We start from the raw sequence: 23,013 nt of genomic DNA on the forward strand, positions 1-23,013 counted from the left end.
AGCCCGAGAAAACCGCGGACCACACCGCAAGAGGCCGCCGGAGAGACCGTGTTGGTCCCCTCCGGCGACCCCGGCGAATCAGACGGCCTGTTTCTCGGATTCCCGCTCGGCCACCATCGTCAACGCGATATCGACGATCATGTCCTCCTGGCCGCCCACGAGCCGCCGGCGCCCGGCTTCCATGAGCAGGGTGCGCACATCGATCCCGTAGCGTTCGCTCGCCGCTTCCGCATGCCGCAGGAAGCTGGAGTAGACACCGGCGTAACCGAGGGTGAGGGTTTCGCGGTCCACCCGCACCGGCCGGTCCTGCAACGGCCGCACCAGATCGTCGGCGGCGTCCTGGAGGGCGAACACATCGCAGCCGTGCTTCCAGCCGAGCACATCGGCGACCGCCACGAACGCTTCGATCGGAGTGTTGCCCGCGCCCGCACCGTGGCCGGCCAGCGAGGCATCGACCCGGGTGACGCCGTTCTCGACCGCCACCACCGAGTTGGCCACCGACAGTGACAGATTCTCGTGTGCGTGGATACCGAGCTCGGTGTTCGGATCGAGCACATCGCGGTAGGCATGGATCCGGTCGCGCACGCCGTTCATGGTGAGACGGCCACCGGAATCGGTGACGTAGACGCAGTGCGCACCGTAGCTCTCCATGAGTTTCGCCTGCTCGGCGAGCTGAGCCGGTTCGGCCATATGGCTCATCATCAGGAAGCCCGAAACGTCCATACCGATCTCGCGGGCGGTCGCGATGTGCTGGGCGGCGACATCGGCCTCGGTGCAATGGGTCGCGACCCGCACCGACCGTACGCCCAGACCCCAGGCGCGCCGCAGATCCTCGGCGGTGCCGACACCGGGCAGCAGCAGGCTGGTCAACCGGGCATTCTCGATATTCGCGGCGGCGGCCTCGAGCCAGGTCCAGTCGCTGTGCGAACCCGGCCCGTAGTTCACCGAACCCCCGGCCAGCCCGTCGCCGTGCGCGACCTCGATCGCGTCGACACCGGCGGCGTCGAGCGCGGCCACGATCTTGCCTACGTTCTCCGGGGTGATGCGGTGACGAATGGCGTGCATCCCGTCGCGCAGGGTCACATCCTGAACGAAAACCGAGGTCGTCGATTCCGTAGAGCTCATCGTGCACTCTCTTTCTGCTGGCTGTTCTGCGCGATCCGCTCCGCGACCTGCAGACCGGCCGAAGTCATGATGTCGAGGTTGCCGGCGTAGGCGGGCAGGTAATGGGCCGCGCCCTCGACCTCGAGGAACACCGACACACGATGGGTCGGGAACAGGGCGTTGTCCTTGGCGAGCAGGGTGTGCACCGGCTGATCCTGCGGGATCGGGTCGATCTGCACTTCCTGCTTGAGCCGGTAGCCCGGCACATAGGCCGCGACATCGTCGACCATCTTCACCACCGACGCCTTGATCTGCGCGTGGGAATCCTCGTCGGGGGCGTTGACCAGGCAGAACACCGTATCGCGCATGATCAGCGGCGGTTCGGCCGGATTCAGGATGATCACTGCTTTACCGCGTTCCGCACCGCCCACGGTTTCGATGGCGTGTGCGGTGGTCTCGGTGAACTCGTCGATATTGGCGCGCGTCCCCGGACCGGCGGATTTCGAGGCAATGGACGCCACGATCTCCGCGTAGGGCACCGGCACGACCCGCGAAACCGCGGCCACGATCGGGATCGTGGCCTGGCCACCGCAGGTCACCATGTTCACGTTCTGCGCCCCGAGATGCTCCTCGAGGTTCACCGGCGGCACCACGAACGGGCCGATCGCGGCGGGTGTCAGATCGATCAGGCGTTTGCCGAGCGGCGCGAGCCGGGCGTGGTTCTGCTCGTGCGCCTTCGCCGAGGTGGCGTCGAAGACGATCTCGATCTCGTCGAAATTCGGCAACGCTATCAAGCCTTCGACACCCTCATGGGTCGTCGGGACCTTCATGCGCGCGGCGCGGGCCAGGCCGTCGGACTCCGGGTCGATACCGACCATCGCGCCCATTTCCAGGAACCGGGAATGCCGCATGACCTTGATCATCAGATCGGTGCCGATATTGCCCGACCCGATGATCGCGACCTTGGTGCGTTTGTTGTTGTCACTCACTGGGAGACCTCCGAAGCGGTGGTGAAGGAAGCCGAAACCGTCCCGAGGCCGGAGATGGCGGCGGTAACGGTGGCACCGGGGTGCAGCGGCCGCATCGGGCCGAGCGCACCGGAGAGAATCACCTGTCCGGCGCGCAGCGGTTCACCGAAGGTGCGGGCCTGTTGCGCGAGCCAGGACAGGGCGTTGAGCGGGTCGCCGAGGCAGGCGGCGCCGTTACCGGTGGAGACCTCTTCCCCGTCGATGCTCATGCTCATGGTGACGTCGATGGGATCGAAGTCGTCGAGGGTGCGGCGCTCGGTGCCGAGCACATAGAGCCCGCTCGAGGCGTTGTCGGCGACGGTGTCGGCGAAGGAGATGTTCCAGTCGGTGATCCGGCTGTCCACGATCTCCAGCGCGGCCATCGCCTCGGCGACCGCGGCCCGGCACTGGGCGATATCCAGCGGCCCCTCCGCGAGATCGGCCCCAAGGAGAAAGGCGACCTCGGCCTCGGCCTTGGGTTGCAGCAGCCGGTCGATCGGGATCACATCGCCGTCGGTGTAGGCCATATCGGAGAAAAGCACCCCGAAATCGGGCTGGTCCACACCCAGCTGCTGCTGGACGGCCTGCGAGGTGGCGCCGATCTTGCGCCCGACCACCGTGACGCCCGCGGTGACCCGGGCGGCATTGAATCGCTCCTGGATCCGGTAGGCCGTGGCGACATCGTCGGGACTGATCAAACCCTCGCGCAGCGGCGCACAGGTCTTACGTGTCTCGGCTGCGGTGATCAGACGTTGCGCGGCGCGGGCGACGATGGACTCGTCGACACCCGATGCGCTGGTGTCCTCGACAGTGGTTGCCACCACTACCTCCGTTCTCCTCATCGTTGGTGGTCCCAGTGCACACCCCCGCGTCCCCGCTGAACAGCGAAACGGTCCACTGATTGGACCGTTTCGCCGCTGATCCACCGTGCTTCCGTCACGACCTGCTTATCAGTACTTCGGGAATGGCTGACCGGTCCCGGTGGTGATCAGTTGCCGCAGGCTTGTCTCGATGTAGAACTTCCAGCCGCGGGAGCATTCCTCGAAACATTCGGATTCTGCGGCGTTCAGGCCCTTGTGGGTGAAATGGAGGGTGGCGCCTTCCGGGGTTCCGGTGCTGTCGAAGACGACCTCGGTACCGGTCCATTCATCCTGGTCGTCGACGAAGGTGAGATATGAATCCACGACGTGCCAGACGACCCGCTCGCCCGGTACGACCTCGGTGAGGTGGAATCGGCTGAACCGGATCCCTTCCTTCTTCTCCCGGGCTGTCTCACCCGGGTTGTTGCCCCACCGACGAAGCAGGCAGCCCGGGATCGACAGTGCCCGGAACTTTTCTCCGGACATTTCGGCGGATACGAACGACCGGTCATAAACTGCGCAGCCGATCGGTCAGGTAACGACGTTCAGCGTCGGTCGGCGCCAGCGCCAGCGCTTGTTCGTACGCCGCTGCGGCTTCGGCCCGGCGGCCGGACCGGCGGAGTAGATCGGCACGGGCCGCGGGCAGCACGTAGTACCCCGCGAGCCCGCCGGACTCGGTCAGCTCATCGATACGGGCCAAACCGGCCGGGATACCGTCGGCCATGGCGATCGCCACGGCGCGGTTGAGCTCCACCACCGGTGAGGGAGCCATGCGCGCGAGCTCCGCGTACAGGATCGCGATCTGCGGCCAGTCCGTGGCGGCGGCGTCGGGCGCGGTGGCGTGACACGCGGCGATCGCGGCCTGAACCTGATAGGGGCCGGGCCGGCGCATCGCCAGTGCATCGTCGAGGATCGCCACACCTTCGGCGATCAGCGCACCGTTCCATCGGGAGCGATCCTGGTCCTCGAGTGTGACCAGCACACCACCTTCGGACCGATGAGCCCGGCACCCCGCCGGGCGACATCCGCCGCCCGCCTCTGGTGGGCCGGGTCCGCTGCGATCTCCTCGTTGGTCGGCGACACCGATTCGTCGTCGCAGATCAGCAGGACATATTTCATTGCCCCAATATGCCCGACAGCTACGACACATACCGCGAGCGCCACGAAAAGGCCCGGTACCGCAGTCCTTGTCGCCGGCCGGCGCACCGAGACCGATTCGGTGCGGATCGTCGCGCCGACGCTGCCCCCGATGACACGCCATCGTACTGCACCGCAGCTCAGCGGTAAGATGGTCCACTGAACGGACCACCTGTGAGAAAGAGCGCCATGCCGCAACATCAGCTCGACGACCGATCTGTCCTGGGCCGCGCACTACTGATCCTGGAGGCATTCGGTGTCGAGGATCAGGCCGTCGGACTGTCCGAACTCACCCGGCGCACCGGCCTGCCCAAAGCGACCGTGCACCGGATGAGCCGCGATCTGGTCGCGGCCCGTCTGCTCAGCGCCTCCCCCGACGGCTACCGCCTCGGCCGCGGCCTGTTCGAACTCGGGATGCGCGCGGCCACCGAACGTACCCTGCTCGAGGTCGCGATTCCCTTCCTCCAGGACCTGTTCACCCGGACCAGCGAAACCGTGCACCTCGGCGTCCGCGACGGTGACGAAGTCGTCTACATCAGCAAGATCGGCGGCCACCGTCAGGCCCGCTCCCCCTCCCGGATCGGCGGCCGGATGCCGCTGTACTGCACCGCAATCGGCAAATCACTGCTCGCCCATTCCGGCCCCGAAACGATCGACCGCATTCTCACCGGTCCACTGATCCGCCGCACCCCGCGCACCGTGGTGGCCCCGGGCCTGCTGCGCGCCCAGCTGGCGCAGGCCGTGGAATCCGGGGTCACCTTCGAACACGAGGAATCGACCATCGGCATCGCCTGCGTCGCCGCGCCCATCCTCGACGGCAGCGAACAGCCACCCGCGGCGATCTCGGTCACCGGCCCCGTCACCCGGTTCCGCCCCGAAGCTCACGCATCGTCCGTCCAGGCAGCCGCCGCAGGTATCGCCTCTATCCTGGCCCGGCGCGCCCAAACCAACCCATGACGAACGGAACGCCAGACCATGTCCGCTGAACTACGGTGCTTCACCGTCCACGTCGATACGGGTCGATGGAGCCAAACCGTACTCACCACAGTGGACCTGCTCGTGCCACCCGGCCTCATCACCGCGCTGCTCGGCGGTCCCGGCGCCGGCAAGACGATGGTCGCGTACGCACTCACCGGCCATTTGCCCGGCACGGCACACAGCCGAGGAGAGGTGCTGATCGACGGCGAGGTCGTACCGGGTGACGGCTGGCCGGAATTGCGCGGGGGAACCGTCGGCTACATCCCGCAGGAGGGTGTTACTGCGTTCGACCCGGACAAGACCGTGGGCGCACAGCTGCGGGAACTGGAACAGCGCCACCGTGCATGGAGTGTGCACCAAGCATGCGCCGCGGCCCACTACCCGGAATACGCTGCAGACCTGCTGCCGCACGAGAATTCGGGCGGGCAGATCCAGCGAGCCGCACTCGCCGCCGCGCTGATCCCCGCACCGGCCGTTCTCATCGCGGACAGCCCCGCCGCCTCCCTCGACCGGGACACCGCCTATCACGTGTGGAAATCGCTATGCGACTACGCCGACTCCGGCGCCGCTGTCCTCGCCATCAGCAACGATGTACCGATGCTGATCGCCGGCGGATTCGCCGACCGGATGGTGATCATGCACGACGGCCGCATCCTGGCCGCCGGATCACCGGCACAACTGGCCGAATCGGACGACCCACACGTTCGGGCCCTCATCCGATCCGGTCTCTGAAACCTCTGCGGCCACCAACGCCTCGGTCGACGCAGGCACGCTGTGGTTTGCCGTGTGGCTATCCGGGCACAACCTTGTCGCGCCGCCGCAGCCGGGCGACGACGGCGGCCCCCGCCACTACCAGTGCGGCAACCCCGGCGGTAGCCGCTGAGCGACTGTTCGATTTTCTTCTCTCGTGCTGATCGTGCGTCGGAGCACGGCCGCTGGGTAGTCGATTGCGTAATGTCCCTACCAGCACATACCTCTCCAGCTCAGACAATGCCTTCCCCAGAAGAAGGGTGATCGGATATGCGGTGTGTGGTTTTCGGGGCGACCGGCTATATCGGCGGGCGATTGGTGCCCGAACTCGTGCAGGCCGGGCATGAGGTCCGGGTCATGGCGCGAACCCCGGGGAAGCTGGCGGAGGTCCCGTGGCGGGACCGGGTCGAAGTGGTGCGCGGTGATGTCACCGCCGCCGGCGATGTGCGGTCAGCGGTCGCCGACCAGCAGGTCGTCTACTACCTGGTGCACTCGCTGACGCAACGCGATTTCACCGGTATCGATCAGCGCGCCGCACGGACTGTCGCGGCCGCGGCGGGATCGGCCGGGGTCCGGCGCATCGTGTATCTCGGCGGTATCGTCCCGGAGCACGTCCCGCTGTCGCGCCATCTCGCGTCCCGCGCCGAGGTAGGGGCCATTTTCCGGGAGTCGGGAGTACCCACGGTCGAACTACGTGCCGCGGTGATCATCGGTTCCGGTTCGGCCAGCTTCGAGATGCTGCGCTACCTCTCCGAACGCCTACCCGCGATGGTCACCCCGCGCTGGGTGCACAACAGGATCCAGCCCATCGCCGTCCGCGATGTTCTCTACTATCTTGTGCGATCCGCCGAACTACCCGCCGACGTCAACCGCGCCTTCGATATCGGCGGACCGGATGTGCTGACCTATCTGACGATGATGCGGAAATACGCGATAGTGGCCGGGCTGCCACGGCGGCTGGTGCTACCGGTCCCGGCACTCACCCCGTGGCTTTCGGCCCAGTGGGTCAACGTAGTAACGCCCGTACCGCGTGCCCTCGCGATCCCGCTGATCGAATCCCTCGTGCACGAAATGGTCTGTCACGAAAACGATATTGCCGATCGCATTCCCGACCCCGAAGGCGGGACGACGCGATATGAGCGCGCGGTCGAACTGGCGCTGGCGCGGATCCGCAATGCACAGGTGCCGACACGGTGGTCGGATGCCGACATCGCGGGCGCCCCGTCGGACCCACTGCCCAGCGATCCGGACTGGTCCGGTGGCTCGCTCTACCAGGACATCCGTGAAAAGCCCACCGACGCCGACCCGGACACACTGTGGGCGGTCATCGAATCGATCGGCGGGGAAAACGGCTGGTATTCATTCCCGCTGGCGTGGTCGCTGCGTGGCTGGATCGATCGGCTCAGTGGTGGTGTCGGCCTGCGTCGCGGCCGGAAGAATCCGCAGCGGCTGCACACCGGCGAAGCCCTCGACTGGTGGCGCGTCGAGCTGATCGACCGTCCACGCCTACTGCGGCTGCGTGCCGAAATGCAGGTCCCGGGACTGGCGTGGCTGGAACTCGCCGTCGAACCGGAACCCGGCGGCGGCGCCCGCTATCACCAGCGTGCGATCTTCCAGCCACGTGGGCTGGCCGGACATCTCTACTGGAAGGCGATCACGCCGTTCCATGACATCGTCTTCGGTGGGATGGTCCGCAATATCATCGGCACGGCCGAACATCGGGCACCGGACGCAACGACCGGGGATTCTCGCTGAAGCCGAGACCGGGCGCGTACCTGTGCATCATCCGGAGGTCGCACATCGATCGACTTCGCGCGCATCGAAACGGCAGACCAGAACAGGACGGTGGCTCATGGCAGTGGCGATGGCGTTGTTCACACGGGATCTGCGCGTCCACGACAACCCGGTCCTGGCCGCAGCCGCGCAGGCAGCAGAGATGCTCCCGTTGTTTGTACTCGATAAAACGATATGTGCCACAGACTATCTCAGTCCGAACAAGGCCGCGTTCCTGGTGGCCGCACTGGCCGATCTGAACGAAGGCCTGCGCCGATCAGGCGGGCATCTGATGGTGCGTCACGGCGATACAGTGCGCGAAGTCTGCCGATTGGTCCGGCAGTACGCAGTCGACGAAGTACATATCGCCGAGGACGTCAGCGCCTACAGCCGCCGTCGCGAAGATCAGCTGCGTACGCAGTTGGCCGCGGCGAATTGCGGGTTACGCGTACATACCGGCAGCATCACTGTGGCCGCACCCGGCCGGCTCACCCCCAGCAGCGGCAGAGACCATTTCGCGGTTTTCACTCCCTATCACCGTCGCTGGGCCCAGCTCCCGGTGCGCACTCCGCTTCCGGTACCGCAACACATCCGGTTGCCGCACGGCGCCGGAAGCGAGCCGGTACCCGCCGCGACGGACCTCACGACCGGCGCCACTTCGCCGGAGTTACCCCCGGGAGGCGAAACGGCGGGCCGGCGCCTGGCGCGGGACTGGTTTCGCGAGGACATCAGCACCTACGCAGATCGCCACGACGATCTCGCCGGCGACGCGACCTCACGACTTTCGCCCTATCTGCACTTCGGTTGCCTGTCGGCAACCGAACTGGTGCATCGCAGCGACTTGTCGGCACCTGGCGCCGCCGCGTTCGTGCGACAGCTGTGCTGGCGCGATTTCCACCATCAAATGCTCGCCGCCCGCCCGGAAACCGCCCACAGCGACTACCGCACGCGCAACGACCACTGGCACGTCGACACGGCGTCACTGGCTGCATGGCAGACCGGCCGGACCGGCTATCCGATTGTGGATGCCGGAATGCGCCAGCTCGCCGCACAGGGCTGGATGCACAACCGGTCCCGGATGATCACTGCGAGCTTCCTGACCAAAACGCTGTATCTGGATTGGCGTCGCGGCGCGAAGCATTTCATGGGACTCCTGGCCGACGGCGATTTGGCCAACAACCAGCTCAACTGGCAGTGGGTGGCCGGTACCGGCGCCGATACCAGGCCGAATCGAGTGCTCAACCCGATTCGGCAGGCCGACCGCTACGACCCCGACGGGACCTACGTACGCCGCTGGATACCGGAACTCGCCCACCTGCGCGGCCGCGATATCCATCGCCCATGGCGATGGCACGCGGACGGGGTCGGCGGATATCCGGCCCGGATTGTCGATCACGAGCAGGCTGCATGCGACTTCGCAGGAATACGGCAGCACGAATAGGGAAAGTGATGCAGTCCAGCCGCCGCCAGTACCTTGCTGTCCGAGGTGAAATGTCGCGCTCAGACATGTCGGTGATCCACGTCCCGAGTGGCGAATCCGTTCGCCCACTGGGTAAATGTGCGAGGCGCTCTGCCGAGCAACGCCAGGGCGCGATCTTCCTGTGCGCGTAGTAACGGGTTGTCGGGTTGGAAAGCGAAAACGGGTAGGGCATAGAGCATCACGGCGATCGTGTCTTCCGGCCAGCCGTCCCGCCACCAGCGTTCGGCTGCTTGTTCCGCGGACAGTTCCACGACTTCGGCTTCGAGGCCGAGCACCGTTTCGAGCACGTTGATACGTTCGGTCGCGCTGACCGTGGTGCCGCTGACGTCGATGGTGCCGTGGTGGGCGGAGTCCAGCAGTAGGGTCGCCGCGATCTCGGCGAGGTCCTCCTCGTGGATGAACGCATACCTTCGAACGGCCGGGTCGGCCAGGGAACAATGCGGCACTGTTGCGTGTTGTAGGGAGTGCCCGCTACTGTGGGTGCAGTCTTCAGCTTGTGGATGTAGGTGGACGAGTTCCCTCCCACAAGACTCCGCATTCCTCACTTCGGTGTTCGATGCCGTCGAATCGGCACCGCGTCCGGCCGGACGGATTCCGCCCACGACGACACCGCACTCGGCCTCCGCTGTAGCCGGCGAGCGCCGGCTACAGCGTGCAGATTTCGCGGAACCCGAATCCCTTTCAGAAACCTCACCTCAGGAGAACTTCCATGCAGCACAACACTATTCGCACACAGGCTCCCACCACCGAGGACGGTGGCATATCGGTCGCCGGGATCCTCGACATCACCGACAACCACGGTTCGCTGCGCGTCGACGGCTACCTGCCCGGACCTCGTGACGCACATGTCCCACCCCGGCTGATCCGCGAGTACGGACTCCGCCGCGGCGACACCCTCACCGGCACGGTCGGACCCGAACGCAATAACGCCAAGCTGCCGCCGCTGGTCCGTGTCGACAGCATCAACGGGTTGCCGCCCGGCAGCACGAAATCGCGGCCGCATTTCGCCGACCTCGTCCCCATCTACCCGGAGGACCGTTTACGTCTCGAAACCGAACCCCATGAATTGACTACGCGTGTAACCGATTTGGTCATGCCGATCGGCAAGGGGCAACGCGCCTCGGTGGTCGCACCACCCAAAGCGGGCAAGACCACCGTCCTGCAATCCATGGCGCACGGTATCGCCAAGAACCATCCCGAATGCCAGCTGCTACTGGTACTGGTCGGGGAACGCCCCGAAGAGGTGACCGATCTGTCCCGCGCGGTCCCGGCCGAGGTTGCCGCCGCGACCTTCGATCAACCGGCCCGCGACCATATCGCGCTCGCCGAACTCGCCATAGAGCACGCGAAACGCCTCGTCGAAATGGGTCGCGATGTGGTGGTGCTCCTCGATTCGCTGACCCGGCTGGCCCGCGCATACAACCTGGCCGCCGCCGGGTCCGGGCGTATTCTCTCCGGCGGCGTCGACGCCGCGGCCCTGGCGCCACCGAAGAAGTTCCTCGGTGCCGCCCGCAATATCGAGAACGGCGGCTCGCTCACCATCATCGCCAGCGCCCTGGTCGAGACCGGCTCGCTCGCCGATACGGTGATCTTCGAGGAGTACAAGGGCACCGGGAACGCCGAACTGAAGCTGGATCGCCACGCCGCCGACCGGCGCCTGTTCCCCGCGATCGATATCGACCGGTCGAGTACGCGCAAAGAGGAACTACTGCTGTCCCCCGAGGAGCGCACCGCCACCGGATCACTGCGTAAGGCGCTCGCGGGCCGTGATCCCGGACAGGCACTGGAACTGCTGCTGACGGGTCTGCGGCAAACCGAAACCAATACCGAATTCCTCACCCAGATCCGAACCGCGGACCGATCTCACTGACAATCGTCATTGACATCTTTTATTGACATATTTCAGTGACCGCGGTCTCATGGATGCTGTGAACGCGCCGACGCAGCGGCCCCGGGGCCGGGAAGCTCAACGACTGGAAACCCGTAAGCGGGTGTTCGAAGCTGCTGTCACGGAGTTCAAGCGCGCCGGTACCGCCGGAGCCGATGTCGGCGCCATCATCGACACCGCCGGCGTCGCACGCGGCACCTTCTACTTCCATTTCCCCAGCAAAGAGCATGTGCTGCTGGAGCTGGAGCGCCGCGAAGAAACCCGGATCGCGAAGGAATTCGCCCGTTTCGTCGCCCGCCCGCACGATCTCCCGGGTGCCCTCCGGAAGGCAGTCCAGCTGGTTCTGTCGGTCGAACGCCGGGTCGGTGCGATCCTGTTCAAAGATGTGCTCGGGCTGCATTTCGCCCCGACCCGTCCGCCGGACGACGAATGGACCGACCATCCACTGATCGTGCTGGTGGTCGAGGAGATCGGCCGGGCGCGCGACAACAGCGAGGCCGCGCAGGAAGTCGATCCGTTCCACAGCGCGGTGTTCTTCCTGCTCGGGCTGTATGCGCTGCTCACCACCACCAGCGATTCGAAATCCGTACGCGCCGCGATGCTCGACAACTATGTCACCGTCGCATTGCGCGGGATGGAGCCGAGATGAGCATCCGCCATCCGGCTGTCGGGAACAGAACACCTCGGAGGTCCCCATGTGGCAAGACATCGTGCGCCTGATCGTCGCCTGGGGCTCCATGGGCGCCGTGATCGGGTTCTGGTACTGGGTCATGCGCAATATCGGGACATTCTGAGCCACCGGGTCAGTGAGCGACCGAGGCACAGGTGCCGGCCATGGATGTCCGCGAAACCTCGAATGCCGCAGCGCTGGAACGTAGTTGCGCTGTCACCGCCGTCGCGTTCTCCGCGCGGCGCCGCAGCGGCGGCCGGCTGATCACCGGTGAACGCCGGTCGTTCGGACTGAATTCGGCGCAGAGCGTCGTGCACGTGCCCTACCCGCCGCTGCCGGGGTGGACCCGGCGCACGGTGACCTGCGGGGTCGCGCTGCAATGCGCGCCGTCGAAGGAACGTATCGCCCGGTATGCGCTGCACGAACTCTCGCCCCGCGAACTCGCGAGTCTGACAGTGGTCGAGGGGGCGGTCGCGCTGGGGTGGATCGCCGCGAGGTTGCCCGGCCTGATCCCGGAATTGCGCCGGGTACTGCCGGACCTGGAAATCGGTGACCCCAAGCTGGACGGGATGGCGATACTGGACCAGGCCGTCGCGGCGGCCCGCTCCGCGCGCTCCCCGGTTCCGGACCCGATTCTCGGCACGCCCCCGCTGACCTTCCCGGCACGCAGCCGGATATCGGTCGCGGCGCGGCGCATGTACGGGCGGATGCCGTGGACCACGCCGCGTACCGACTCCTACCGCGCCATGTCGGTACCTGTGGGCGGCGAGGGCGGTGTCCGCAACCCCAACCTCCCGCCGCCGAGCCGGCCGGAGAACGACGATCTAGAGATCGCACCCGACCGTCGCGTGGGCATCCCGTACCCGGAATGGAATATGTGGTCCGGCAATTTCCTCCCCGGCCACGTCGCCGTCCTGGAACGCCGGCAGCCGAAACCGGCGCACCACCCCGCTCCCGCAGCAGTGGACGTGCGGTGCTGGTTCCGCGAACGCACCCACCGCGCCATGACCGGCGGACTCGAGGACGGGTCGGATCTCGATACCGACCGCTATATCGGCTACTACGTCGACCTGGCGGCGGGTGCCGCACCGCAACCGCGGGTATTCCGGGAACTACTCCCCGACACCCGCGATGTGGCGACCGCCGTTCTGCTGGACGGTAGTTCGTCACTCGGGCTGCACCAGGGCCGCGCCTTCCGGCTCGAACTGGCCTGCGCGGATGCGCTGTCGCATGCCATGGCCGTCACCCGCGAACGGCACGGGATCTTCGTTTTCACCGGCAACACCCGGCATCGGGTGGAGGTCCGCTGCCTGAAGGATTTCGACGAGCCGAGTTTCGTCGACCCGGGTGGCCTCGGCCTGCAGACCGGCGGCTACACCCGCCTCGGCGCGCCGATACGGCATCTGACCAGCCGTTTACTTGCCCAGCCTGCGCAGCGGCGACTGCTGCTGATCATCGGCGACGGCCTGATCTCCGACGAAGGATACGAGGGCCGCTACGCCTGGGCGGATGTCGCGCATTCCGTCGTGGAGGCGGAAGAGGCAGGCGTCGCCGTGTACTACCTGGGCATCGGGCCCGTGCGGGTCGATCCCCTGCCCACCGTATTCGGCGACCGGCGTTCCCAGCGGATTCGCCGCGTGGAGGAACTACCGCGCGTACTCGCCCACGTCCATCGCGAACTGGTCGCCGTGTGAGGGGCCCGGGCAGCAGGAAGCAAGCCCCCGGCGTGGAAGACCACAGCCGGAACGAATACGGAGGTACTGCGAGGTTCACACCGCTCGGCGTCGTGAGCGGTGGTGGGCGTGCCGAAATGCACGCCGGCGGACGGACAAGGGGTGAGGATGAGCGCCGAATACTACTCGACCGGAACCGATATCGAACTGTTCCACAAAGCATTTCAACGGCGGATACCGGTGATGCTCACCGGGCCCACGGGCTGCGGTAAGACCCGGTTCGTCGAACATATGGGACAGCGGCTGGACCGGCCGGTGGTCACCGTCAGTTGTCACGACGATCTCACCAGCGCCGATCTGGTGGGCCGATTCCTGGTAACCGGCGGTGATGTGGTGTGGCGCGACGGTCCGCTCACCACGGCCGTGAAGAACGGAGCGATCTGCTATCTCGACGAGGTGGTCGAGGCCCGGCACGATTCGCTGGCGGTCCTGCATTCGCTCACCGATCATCGCCGGGCGCTGTACCTGGACCGCGCCGGCGAGGTGGTGTCCGCGCCGGAAACCTTCATGCTGGTGTGCTCCTACAACCCGGCCTACCGCAGCTCGCTCAAGGAACTGAAACCGTCGTTCCGGCAACGTTTCATGACACTGACCATGAACTACCTGGATCCGGACCGGGAAGCGGCGGTGGTCGTCGCCGAGACCGGTGTCGCGCAGGAGACCGCCCGGCGTCTGGTGACCTGTGCCCGCACGATCCGGGAGGCCGACGAGGTCTTCCATTTCGAGCCGCCCTCCACCCGGGTGCTGGTCACCACGGCACATCTCATCGCGGCCGGCGCCGACGAGTGGGAGGCCACCCTTGCCTGCATTCTCGCGCCACTGAGCAGTAACGGCGCGATCAGCGAAGGTCTGCGCGAGATCGCGGCGGCCGCCTCGGCCGGCGCGCAAACCCCTGCCGCGCAGTCGTTCTAGAAGGAGAAACAGTATGAACGAACAGGATCGCCGGCGGCGGCGCGCGCTGATCGCCGTCCAGATCTTCGCCTACGGATTCCTGCTGGCGATGTTTCTCATCCAGCTGCACATGTATTCCGTCCGGGATTGGTAGGAGGCCTCGTGAAACTCTCGACGTTCTCCCTGCCCTGGCGTGGCTCCCCGGCGGCGGCCGGGCCCAAGGACGCCTACGACGAACACCACGACGAATCCCGGCGCGCCCAGCGCGAAGCCGACTGGTGGCTCACCGGTGGAACACTGCTGATGGGCACGCTTGTTCTCGGTATCGTCGGGCTGCCGATCTTCCTGCGCGGAGTATGGCTACAGCGGCGGGCGCAGCAGTCCGGGTTGTCGGTCCGGCCGATCATCGTCACGCTGATCGGTTATCTGGTGATTCTCGATGCCGCACTCAACAGCCTCGGCTGGGCGCTGGACCTCATCGCCAACCACACGCTGATCAACCGCGTCATCCTCACCGCATGGGGCAATTTCTTCGACGCGGGCTATTTCTGGCACTACAACGAACTGTGGATCGGCGGAGCCGGGGCGCCGGGCGAGAAGGGCTGGGAGGTGGCCCTGATGCTGACCGTCTTCCCGATGCGCATCGCCGCCGCCATCGCCTTCCTGCAGATGAAACGCTGGGGACACCAGTGGATGATCGTCACCTGCTGGTTCGGCCTGGTGATCTGGATCGGCTACACGTTCAACATGACCATGTACGCCGATGTGCGCTACGACGGGGTCGTACTGCCGGTGATCGGCTGGTGGCTCTACGACATCTTCTACATCACGCCGTTCCTGGCGATCCCCTACCTGCACACCGTCAACCGCGAAATCTTCTCCGACTGACCGACCGGTAGCCGAATCCTTTCCGCTCGAAGGACTTCCCATGAGCACACCCACCCCTGCCACCGACGATCCCGGAAAATCCGCGCTGCCGCCGGGCACCACCGTGCCGTTCGCACGGATGCACAAATGGTTACGCCGCGCCATTTTCGTCTGCTTGTTCGCGCTCGTCATCGAGGGCGCGTTCACGGTGCCGGCGCTCGCCCTCTGGTACGGCTGGCCGACGCTGTCGTTCACCGAGATCTGCAGTGAACTGATGAAGGTCAGATATTCCGACGACACCCTCGAATGCCGGCATCCGTACCCGCTGTCCGGCCCGCCGTTCGGCGGACCTCCGGAAGCCGCGGGTCAGCGAACCGCGCAGGACGAATGGGGTATCCAGCCGAAGCCCGGGTGGGACCGGATCGGGTTCCGCGAACTGGTGCAGATCCACGAGGACCGCCTGGCCCGGGAAGCCGCGCAGGAGAAAGCACCCCCACCGCGGTGAACGGGCGGCGGCGGGTTCAGGAGTATTTGTAGAACCCCTCGCCGGTCGCGACCCCGAGCTTGCCCTTGTCGATGTAGTTGTCCTTCAGCCATGCGGCGAGCTCGCGGGTGTCCTTGCCGGCGACGAGGATGTTGTACGGGGTGTTCAGCCCGACCACGTCGAGGATCTGGAACGGACCCATCGGCGCACCGGTGGCGATCCGCCAGGTCTTGTCGACGGCTTCCGGTTCGGCGAAGTCGCCGGCGGCGAGTTCGATCGCGGAGTTGAGGAACGGCACCAGCAGCGAGTTCAGGACATAGCCGGCCTTCTCCTTGTGCACCTCGATGGGGACCATGCCGATCGAGGAGGCGAAATCGACCACTGCCCGGTAGACCTGTTTTTCGGTCCGATCGGTGCCCATGACCTCGGCGGTGTTGAATTTCCAGACGTGGTTGGCGAAATGCAGGGCCAGGAACCGGTCCGGCCGGCCGGTGAACTCGCGCATATCGCTGGGCAGCAGGGTGGAGGAGTTCGTGGCGAAGATCGTGTGGTCGGGGGCCACGGCGGCGAGCTTCTCGTAGGTCTGTCTCTTGATCTCGAGTACTTCCGGAACGGCCTCGATCACCAGGTCGGCATCCGCAACCGCAGCTGTGAGATCGCTGGTGAGGGCGATACGCGCGCGGGCCTGCTCGGTCTGCTCGGCGGTCGCGCCCATCACCTCGTCGCGGTAAGTGGCGGCGAGACCGGCAAGCCGGTCGGACGCCGCGTCCAGAGCGGCCTCGCTGATGTCGTAGGCCTGGACCGGGTATCCGTGGTAGGCGGTCTGGAAGGCGATCTGGGAGCCGAGCACCCCGGTGCCCAGGACTGTGATCGCGCGGATCTCGATGGCCATCGTGTTCTCCTTACCGGTCGATCGACGGGCTTTCGGGACAATCACGGGGCATACGTACACCAGTAGACCAGGATCGGCGGAGGCGGCGCCGGGTCCTGAAGACCCGAGCGTTTGCGATCGCGTAACGACTGTCGCGGTATGCGACAGCCAGGGGTTTCAATCAGCATTTCAATCACTGATTGAAATTTGCCCGGCGCGGTGGTTCACTACGCGTATGCCCCAGAACGTCTCGGCCGCCACCCGGGAACGCTTGCTCACGGCCGCCGAAAAGCTCCTGCTGACCGAACGCTACGACGAGGTCTCGGTGCGTCGCATCTGCGCCGAGGCGGGCGCCAACGCCGCGGCCGTCCACTACCACTTCGGCTCCAAAGAGGCCCTGCTCGCGGCACTGCTGGAAGATCGGCTCGGCGCACTGTGGGCAGACCGGCTGGCCGAGGCCACCGCCGCACCGCGCGCGGTCGCCGAGATCGTGGACGCGGTCCTCGCACCCTTCACCGATCTGGCGGCCGACCCGCTGGGCCGGCTGCATCTGCGGCTGCTCGCACAATGCGTTATCGGCCGGCAGGTCCTGCACTGGCAGCAGCAGTGGTTCCGCATCGATTCCTGGTCCGGACTACTTCCACAGGTCGACGAACGCGAGAGCCGGTACCGCTGGATGCTCGCCTTCGACCTGATCATCATGCGTTTCGGCGCCGCGGCCGCCGAAGACCGGCCGCTCTCCCCGCACACCGCGGCAACCCTGCGCGATTTCGTCGTCGCCGGGCTCACCGCACCGACCGGAGACAACCGATGAGGCGAAATCTCCACCCTCGCCACGGCCTCCGCGAACCGCACATACCAGCCACCAAGGAGTCACGGTGACCGACGTATTCGCCCCCACCACCCTGGGCCCACTCACCCTGCGCAACCGGGTGATCAAGGCCGCGACCTTCGAGGGACGCACCCCCGACGCACTGGTCACCGACGATCTCATCGAATTCCATCGCGAGGTGGCCGCCGGCGGGGTCGCGATGACGACGGTGGCCTACTGCGCGGTCGCTCCCGGCGGCCGCACCGACCGGCACCAGATCTACATGCGCCCCGAAGCCGTCCCCGGCCTGCGCCGGCTCACCGATGCGGTCCATGCCGAGGGCGCGGCGGCCAGTGCGCAGATCGGGCACGCCGGACCGGTCGCCAATGCCGCCTCCAACCGCGTCCCGGCGGTGGCACCGAGCCGGTTCTTCAGCCCGCTCGGTATGGCCCCGATGAAGGTGCCGACCATCGGCGAGATCGGTGAACTCGTCGCCGCCCACGCCGATGCGGCGAAACTCGCGGTCGAATCCGGATTCGACGCGGTGGAAATCCATTTCGGGCACAACTATCTGGCGAGTTCGTTCCTGAGCCCGATATTGAACCGGCGCAAGGATGTCTACGGCGGCTCGCTCGAGAACCGGGCCCGGTTCGCCCGCGAAATCGCCCGCGCGGTACGCGAAGCGGTCGGCGATCGGGTCGCGGTGACCGCGAAACTGAATATGGAGGACGGGATCCGGGGCGGTTTCTCGCTCCCGGAATCGCTGCAGGTGGCTTCCTGGCTGGAGGCCGACGATGCCCTCGACGCCTTGGAACTCACCGCGGGCAGTTCGCTGCTGAATCCGATGCTGCTGTTCCACGGCGATGCACCGCGCCGGGAGTTCGCGAAAACACTGCCGGCGCCGACGCGGTGGGGTTTCCGGATGGTCGGTAAGGCATTCCTGCGCGAATATCCGTATGAGAAGGCGTATCTGCTCGAGCGGGCCCGGCAGTTCCGTCGTGAATTGTCCATGCCGCTGGTACTGCTGGGCGGGATCACCGATCTGGAGTCGATGCAGCTGGCGATGGCGGAGGGGTTCGAGTTCGTCGCCATGGGCCGGGCACTGCTACGGGAACCGGACCTGTTGCGGCGTATCCAGTCCGATGCCGCCACCGAATCGGCCTGCGTGCATTGCAACGAATGTATGCCGACGATCTACAGTCGCACCCGGTGCGTGCTACGGCTCGATCCGCCGAAGCCTCTGACCGCCGACAAGACGGGTTAACAGACACCTGTTGAATGTGCCGTTGTTCAACGGTATGGTTCGGGTTATCGAAATCGCGCGTCCCACAGTGCGATTGCCCGTACAGCACCCGCCGCGGCGGGGCAAACGATAGAGGACCGAACCATGCGCCGTAGTTCACGCACCCACCGCTTCGTCACCCGTATCGCCGCCACCGCCGTGATCGCGGTGGCACCGCTGGCCGTCACCGCCGCCCCGGCCCTGGCCGATCCGGTGGCGGTCACGGCGAGCAGCGAGGCCGAAGATGTCAGTCGTCCCGGCCGCCACGGTCACGGTTACGGGCACGGTCACGGCCGGCACGATCACAGCTGGAACGGGCGGCACGGCCACGGCGCGGGGTGGGACCGCGGCCATCGCAACCGCCACCGTCACGGCCATCCCGGCTGGAACCGCGGTTGGAACCACGGCCACGGCTTCGGCCACGGGCTGCCGCTGCACTGGTTCCTCCCGCGTACCGGCAGCGCCTTCTGACCTGGCCAGCGGTTCACCATTCAACGGACACCTGAGTGGCGGGGCGGAGCAGCCGGCGATCGGCTCCGCCCCGCCACACCGGCCGAGCTCAGCGGCCGCCACCCACCGGCGGGTCCGCGCCCTGAACACCGATATCGGCGCCGTGCGAGAACGATGCGGATTCCGCACCCCGCTGCGGTGCCTGCTGCGCGCGGAGCCGCGGTAACGCCCGTTCGAATGCGCCGACGAGCAGATCCGCCAGGTCATGACTGAAACCGTTGCGCACCACGATGCGTAACACCGCCAGATCCTGCCGGTCGGCCGGGAAGGTGTAGGCGGGGACCAGCCAGCCTTGTTCACGTAGCGCCGCGGAGACATCGAACACCGAATACCCGGTCTCCTCCGGCGCCAGTGTGAAGGCGAAAACCGGGAGCTGGCGGCCGTCGGTGATCAGCCGGAACGGGCCCAGCTGCGCGATCCGGTCGGCGAGCGCCGCGGCAACTTCCCGGGAGTAACCCTGCACGCGTTCGTAACCACGACGGCCGAGCCGCAAGAACGTGTAGTACTGCGCCACCACCTGCGCGCCGGGCCGGGAGAAATTCAGCGCGAAGGTCGGCATCTGACCACCCAGGTAGTTGACCCGGAACACCAGTTCGTCCGGCAGCGCCGCGGCATCCCGCCACAGCACCCAGCCCACGCCCGGATAGACCAGCCCGTATTTGTGCCCCGAGGTATTGATCGAGGCCACTCGCGCCAACCGGAAATCCCATTCCAGATCCGGATCGCAGAACGGGGCGAACATGGCGCCCGAGGCGCCGTCCACATGCACCGGAACATCCCAGCCGCTTTCGTCGCGCAGCCGGTCCAGTGCCGCGCAGATCTCGGCGACCGGTTCGTAACTACCGTCGAATGTGGAGCCGAGCACCGCGACCACTCCGATGGTGTTCTCGTCGCAGTGTGCCGCCGCCTCGTCGGCCGTCAGATGAAACCGCTCCCCCGACATCGGCACGAGCCGTGCTTCGACATCCCAGTACTCGGCGAACTTCTCCCAGCACACCTGGACATTGCTGCCCATCACCAGATTGGGCCGGTCCTCCGGTTGCCCGGCCGCGCGCCGCCGCCGCTGCCACCGTCGCTTCAACGCCAGCCCGGCGAGCATGCACGCCTCACTCGAACCAGTCGTCGAACAACCGACGGCATGGTCGGGGTCCTCGGCATGCCAGAGGTCGGCGAGTATCCGCACACACCGCTGTTCGAGCTCCGCGGTGCGCGGGTATTCGTCTTTGTCGATCATGTTCTTGTCGAAACATTCACTCATCAGCGTCTGCGCCGCCGGTTCCATCCAGGTGGTGACGAAAGTCGCCAGATTGAGCCGGGCGTTACCGTCGAGCAAAAGTTCGTCGTGCACGATCTGGTAGGCGGTATCACTGTCGATTTCGTCGGCGGGTAGCCGGTTACGCGGTACCTCGAGCGGTTCGCGTGTGAAGACCGGGTTCACCGCGACCCGGTCACGATCGTTGTCCGGCGAATGCGCCGGATGCGTCAGCGCCATGGAAACCTCTGGGTTATCGGCGCGCCTCCGGCGCGCGGGTCCGGCCCCTCCCCTGTGGTGCCCCGGGTGGGCATGCGTGGAGTATGCCCTGGTCAAAGGTGTTGTGGGCGGAGCGCCGCTGAACTCGGCGAGCCCGTTGCCCGGTGCACGTACCGAACCGGAATACATGGGTGCGTTCTGCTGCGGAATCGGCGAGCGAGGGTTAGGTTCGGCAGTGGACCGGGCTCCCGTGCTTCATCCGGACCCGGCAGTACGGTTCGACGGCCCAGGCCGTGCCCGACGCCCGGTCCCGGCGTTCCTCCGATATCCGCATTCGGCCGAGAAGGAGATCCGCATGAAATCCGTCAATCCGTACCTCATGTTCAACGGCAATGCCGAGGAGGCGTTCACCTTCTATCAATCCGTATTCGGCGGCGACCTCCAGCTGATCCGCTTCGGCGATATGGGAGAGGCCGAAAACCTGCCCGCCGAGGCCAAGAACCTGGTGGCGCATGTGGCCCTGCCGCTCAACGGTGTCGAACAGATACTGATGGGCTCGGACTGCCCGCCCGGGCAGACCGTCGATATCTCCACGCGCCCGAACTTCACGGTATGTCTCGAACTCAGCGATCCGGACGAGGCGCGGCGGCTGTTCGACGCCCTCGCCGTCGGCGGAACCATCGATATGCAGCTCGCGAAAACGGAATGGACCGAACTGTTCGGCATGATGACCGACCGGTTCTCCATCCCGTGGATGTTCGACTTCGGCGGACAGTAGTCCTACCCGGAACCGCCGAAACCGCGCATCGCCAGGGCGATCCGGCCGCCCACCGGAATACGGAACACCTCCGGTAGCCACGGGGCCCGGCGATGATGCGGACGGCTGCGGTTGACCCAGAGCGGATTGGATTCGTCCCGCCGGTAGACCGCCAGCTGCCCGGCCACGGAAAAGCGCAGATGGGTCGCGCTGCCGATCACCTCACCGTCGGCGGCGAGCGCCTCCGGCTCGGGTAGCTGCACATGCAACTCGGGCAGCTGGCGTTCGCCGTACACCCGGCTGTGCCCGATCGCGGCCGATACCAGCGCGACTACCGCGCGTGTCCGTGACCACCGCAGATCGGCGCGTAGCCAGCGCACATCCAGCAGGCCGGAATCGAGCCGGTCCCGGAACGCCGGCACCGCACCGTGCGGATGATAGGGGCCGTTGCCGACGAACAGGAACCACACCCGCTGCCAGCGACCGTCCAGGAAGATTTCGATGGGTTCGGCGCGGCGCAGGGTGACCACGAGCGCCGCGGCGAAGGCCGGCCATTTACCCCACCGCTTCTGCCACTTCTCCCGCAGACGGACCAGGTCCGGGTAAGACCCGAGACTGAAGGTATTGATCAGATGCCGTGTGCGGGTGCCATTTTCGTCCCCGTACTCGACGGCGGCGATATCGACCGCCACGGCCTCGCCGACACCGGTCGCGTCGATCACTTCACGCAGATCGTAGACACCCAGATCGCGGGCGAAATGGTTGAGGGTTCCGGTGGGGATCACCACCAGCGGCAGGTCCTTGCGGAGCGCGAAGGCGGCCACGGCCGCCACGGTGCCGTCCCCGCCGGCCACACCGACCGCCTGTACCGGCTCCTGCTGCGCGTCCACGACCTGTGCCAACTGCACGGCGCAATCCACGTCCGGGCGGGTCCGCACTACCGTCGCCGCGGGCAGGGCGGCGGCGATATCGTCGGTGGGATCGTAGTTCGCGTCCCCGGAGACCGGGTTGACCATCACGATCAGCCCCTTGCCGTCCGCGAGGACAGGTACTTCGGGGACGATGCCCGCCCGCGCCTCGTCGGATTCGCGCACCGGCCACCAGCGCCGGGTGGCCAGGGCGATCCCGGAGCCGACGGCCGCGCCGACCAGTACATCCGAACCCCAGTGCACACCGGTGTGCACCCGTGAGTAGGCGACGGCCGCCGCCACCGGCGCCACGAACAGCGCGGTACGCGGGCTCTCCATCGCCACCGCCGTGGCGAACGCGGCGGCGCTGGCGCTGTGCCCGGAGGGGAAGGACGAGGAGGTCGGCGCCGGTACCAGCCGCCGATGCGCGGGCATCAGTTCGGCGGCCGGCCGGCGACGTGCGAAAACGGATTTGAGCACCACGTTCGTCACGAAGCTCGCCCCGGCCACCGAGGCGATCCCACGCACCGCGGCCCGCCGCGGCGACCCGCTACGCGAAGCCAGCACCCCCGCAAGAGCCATCCACAGGACACCGTGATCGGCGCCCGAGGTGAGCCGCAGCAGACCCATATCGGCCTTCGAGGCCGGTAGCGCCGCCACCGTATCGCCCACCGCGCGATCGATCCGGCCGATCCTGCGGAACCTACGGCCCGTCCACCTACTCACCCGGCCGACACTACCCAGCGCATGCCCACCCCCGCGACTCCACGGGGTATCAGCG

Annotated in this window: 22 protein-coding genes and 1 pseudogene; 14 read left to right on the forward strand and 9 right to left on the reverse strand. The window is 66.6% G+C overall.

Features of this window, described 5'->3' with window-relative positions; genetic code table 11:
* Positions 1-78 precede the first annotated feature (78 nt).
* The 5 genes from dmpG to NFL01S_RS17010 all read right to left on the reverse strand — a co-directional run bounded on the left by dmpG (position 79) and on the right by NFL01S_RS17010 (position 3,953).
* Positions 79-1,125: a 4-hydroxy-2-oxovalerate aldolase gene (gene dmpG, locus NFL01S_RS16990; protein WP_062976387.1), complete on the reverse strand. Its 1,047-nt coding sequence runs from the start codon at positions 1,123-1,125 to the stop codon at positions 79-81.
* Complete coding sequence (locus NFL01S_RS16995) at positions 1,122-2,093, reverse strand: acetaldehyde dehydrogenase (acetylating) (protein WP_084492760.1); 972 nt, start codon at positions 2,091-2,093, stop codon at positions 1,122-1,124. Before NFL01S_RS16995 ends, dmpG begins: the two co-directional genes overlap by 4 nt.
* Positions 2,090-2,932 carry a 2-keto-4-pentenoate hydratase gene (locus NFL01S_RS17000; RefSeq protein ID WP_033245317.1) on the reverse strand — a complete coding sequence of 281 codons (843 nt, stop codon included), beginning with the start codon at positions 2,930-2,932 and terminating at the stop codon, positions 2,090-2,092. The genes NFL01S_RS16995 and NFL01S_RS17000 overlap by 4 nt, the downstream gene beginning before the upstream one ends.
* A gap of 129 nt (positions 2,933-3,061) precedes the next feature.
* Positions 3,062-3,457 (reverse strand): SRPBCC family protein, encoded by a 396-nt coding sequence (locus NFL01S_RS17005; protein ID WP_245670728.1) that lies wholly within the window; start codon positions 3,455-3,457, stop codon positions 3,062-3,064.
* Positions 3,458-3,479: 22 nt separating this feature from the next.
* On the reverse strand, positions 3,480-3,953 hold the full coding sequence (locus NFL01S_RS17010; RefSeq protein WP_245670729.1) for an RNA polymerase sigma factor: 474 nt from the start codon (positions 3,951-3,953) through the stop codon (positions 3,480-3,482).
* A gap of 344 nt (positions 3,954-4,297) precedes the next feature.
* On the opposite strand from NFL01S_RS17010, the gene NFL01S_RS17015 reads away from it, so the two are divergent.
* The 4 genes from NFL01S_RS17015 to NFL01S_RS17030 all read left to right on the forward strand — a co-directional run bounded on the left by NFL01S_RS17015 (position 4,298) and on the right by NFL01S_RS17030 (position 9,050).
* Entirely contained in the window at positions 4,298-5,065 is a 768-nt protein-coding gene (locus NFL01S_RS17015; RefSeq protein ID WP_062976388.1) for an IclR family transcriptional regulator, read from the forward strand.
* A gap of 18 nt (positions 5,066-5,083) precedes the next feature.
* Entirely contained in the window at positions 5,084-5,818 is a 735-nt protein-coding gene (locus tag NFL01S_RS17020) for an ATP-binding cassette domain-containing protein (RefSeq protein ID WP_062976390.1), read from the forward strand.
* A gap of 288 nt (positions 5,819-6,106) precedes the next feature.
* Positions 6,107-7,591 (forward strand): SDR family oxidoreductase, encoded by a 1,485-nt coding sequence (locus NFL01S_RS17025; protein ID WP_062976392.1) that lies wholly within the window; start codon positions 6,107-6,109, stop codon positions 7,589-7,591.
* A gap of 97 nt (positions 7,592-7,688) precedes the next feature.
* A complete protein-coding gene (locus NFL01S_RS17030) occupies positions 7,689-9,050 on the forward strand; it encodes a cryptochrome/photolyase family protein (RefSeq protein ID WP_062976394.1) in 1,362 nt (453 codons plus the stop codon).
* Positions 9,051-9,109: 59 nt separating this feature from the next.
* On the opposite strand, the gene NFL01S_RS17035 is transcribed toward NFL01S_RS17030, so the two are convergent.
* On the reverse strand, positions 9,110-9,535 hold the full coding sequence (locus tag NFL01S_RS17035; protein ID WP_062976396.1) for a Rossmann-fold NAD(P)-binding domain-containing protein: 426 nt from the start codon (positions 9,533-9,535) through the stop codon (positions 9,110-9,112).
* A gap of 290 nt (positions 9,536-9,825) precedes the next feature.
* Between NFL01S_RS17035 and NFL01S_RS17040 the strand changes: the two are divergent.
* The 6 genes and pseudogenes from NFL01S_RS17040 to NFL01S_RS17065 all read left to right on the forward strand — a co-directional run.
* Positions 9,826-10,959 (forward strand): annotated as a pseudogene (locus NFL01S_RS17040) (transcription termination factor Rho, short form); the annotation flags it as partial.
* A 49-nt stretch (positions 10,960-11,008) separates the two neighbouring features.
* On the forward strand, positions 11,009-11,626 hold the full coding sequence (locus NFL01S_RS17045) for a TetR family transcriptional regulator (RefSeq protein ID WP_062976662.1): 618 nt from the start codon (positions 11,009-11,011) through the stop codon (positions 11,624-11,626).
* Positions 11,627-11,811: 185 nt separating this feature from the next.
* Positions 11,812-13,341: a nitric oxide reductase activation protein NorD gene (locus NFL01S_RS17050; protein WP_062976400.1), complete on the forward strand. Its 1,530-nt coding sequence runs from the start codon at positions 11,812-11,814 to the stop codon at positions 13,339-13,341.
* Positions 13,342-13,488: 147 nt separating this feature from the next.
* Entirely contained in the window at positions 13,489-14,292 is an 804-nt protein-coding gene (locus tag NFL01S_RS17055) for a CbbQ/NirQ/NorQ/GpvN family protein (protein ID WP_062976402.1), read from the forward strand.
* A 162-nt stretch (positions 14,293-14,454) separates the two neighbouring features.
* Positions 14,455-15,159, forward strand: coding sequence for a hypothetical protein (locus NFL01S_RS17060; RefSeq protein ID WP_062976665.1), 705 nt, complete (start codon positions 14,455-14,457; stop codon positions 15,157-15,159).
* A gap of 40 nt (positions 15,160-15,199) precedes the next feature.
* Positions 15,200-15,643, forward strand: a complete 444-nt coding sequence (locus NFL01S_RS17065) for a hypothetical protein (RefSeq protein ID WP_062976403.1) — start codon at positions 15,200-15,202, stop codon at positions 15,641-15,643.
* 16 nt (positions 15,644-15,659) lie between these two features.
* Here NFL01S_RS17065 and NFL01S_RS17070 read toward each other — a convergent pair whose 3' ends face one another.
* Positions 15,660-16,514 carry a 3-hydroxyacyl-CoA dehydrogenase gene (locus tag NFL01S_RS17070; protein WP_062976404.1) on the reverse strand — a complete coding sequence of 285 codons (855 nt, stop codon included), beginning with the start codon at positions 16,512-16,514 and terminating at the stop codon, positions 15,660-15,662.
* Positions 16,515-16,728: 214 nt separating this feature from the next.
* Here NFL01S_RS17070 and NFL01S_RS17075 point away from each other — a divergent pair, with 214 nt between their 5' ends.
* The 3 genes from NFL01S_RS17075 (at position 16,729) to NFL01S_RS17085 (ending at position 19,057) form a co-directional block, all read left to right on the forward strand.
* Entirely contained in the window at positions 16,729-17,307 is a 579-nt protein-coding gene (locus tag NFL01S_RS17075; protein WP_062976406.1) for a TetR/AcrR family transcriptional regulator, read from the forward strand.
* A 64-nt stretch (positions 17,308-17,371) separates the two neighbouring features.
* Positions 17,372-18,568: an NADH:flavin oxidoreductase gene (locus NFL01S_RS17080; protein WP_062976408.1), complete on the forward strand. Its 1,197-nt coding sequence runs from the start codon at positions 17,372-17,374 to the stop codon at positions 18,566-18,568.
* Positions 18,569-18,691: 123 nt separating this feature from the next.
* The gene (locus tag NFL01S_RS17085) at positions 18,692-19,057 is read left to right on the forward strand and encodes a hypothetical protein (RefSeq protein ID WP_062976410.1); all 366 of its coding nucleotides are present in this window, start codon (positions 18,692-18,694) and stop codon (positions 19,055-19,057) included.
* Positions 19,058-19,145: 88 nt separating this feature from the next.
* Here NFL01S_RS17085 and gad read toward each other — a convergent pair whose 3' ends face one another.
* Positions 19,146-20,588: a glutamate decarboxylase gene (gad, locus tag NFL01S_RS17090; RefSeq protein ID WP_062976412.1), complete on the reverse strand. Its 1,443-nt coding sequence runs from the start codon at positions 20,586-20,588 to the stop codon at positions 19,146-19,148.
* A 334-nt stretch (positions 20,589-20,922) separates the two neighbouring features.
* Here gad and NFL01S_RS17095 point away from each other — a divergent pair, with 334 nt between their 5' ends.
* On the forward strand, positions 20,923-21,345 hold the full coding sequence (locus NFL01S_RS17095) for a VOC family protein (RefSeq protein WP_062976667.1): 423 nt from the start codon (positions 20,923-20,925) through the stop codon (positions 21,343-21,345).
* A 2-nt stretch (positions 21,346-21,347) separates the two neighbouring features.
* On the opposite strand, the gene NFL01S_RS17100 is transcribed toward NFL01S_RS17095, so the two are convergent.
* A complete protein-coding gene (locus NFL01S_RS17100; protein ID WP_245670732.1) occupies positions 21,348-22,958 on the reverse strand; it encodes a bifunctional phosphatase PAP2/diacylglycerol kinase family protein in 1,611 nt (536 codons plus the stop codon).
* Between the last annotated feature and the right edge of the window lie 55 nt (positions 22,959-23,013).

The organism is Nocardia flavorosea NBRC 108225 (assembly GCF_001613385.1).
GTDB lineage: Bacteria > Actinomycetota > Actinomycetes > Mycobacteriales > Mycobacteriaceae > Nocardia > Nocardia flavorosea.